At 36.3% G+C, this 377-nt stretch carries 1 protein-coding gene; it reads right to left on the bottom strand.

What is annotated here, in order from left to right; all coding sequences use genetic code 11:
* Window positions 1-256, bottom strand: a 256-nt coding sequence (locus KP705_RS19140) for a hypothetical protein (RefSeq protein WP_215765453.1), incomplete at its 3' end; no start/stop codon positions are given.
* Between the last annotated feature and the right edge of the window lie 121 nt (window positions 257-377).

Genomic DNA, 377 nt, shown 5'->3' with positions numbered 1-377 from the left:
AAGCTTCTTTTTTTGTCGGTAATGGCACATTTGGCTGACCGACAAACCATTCGTAGAGTGAAGGATCACTCGGAAGGCGAAGTGTCTCTAGAAGCACTTCATTATCTCGCACTATAGAAAATTCAAAAAATTCATCTAAATTTTCATCATGTAATTCCTTAAGATTTTTCCAAATTTTCATAGTTTCTAAGTCGTTTGAATGAGAAATTATAAATGTATTTTGGCATGCAATATGGAATCGTTCGTTAGTTTTCATAATTTTCCTCCTTCTATAACTTCAAGATTAAATCCCGGCTTTGGTATTGTAGAAAGTTCTTCTTGTGTAGCACGACTACCTACTTCAGCAACGTGGCGGTTCATGTAGTAGCGGACAAGAC

This window comes from Gluconobacter sp. P1D12_c, assembly GCF_018812105.1.
Taxonomy (GTDB): Bacteria; Pseudomonadota; Alphaproteobacteria; order Acetobacterales; family Acetobacteraceae; genus Gluconobacter; species Gluconobacter oxydans_A.
This window is presented reverse-complemented; position numbering and strand designations above follow the sequence as displayed.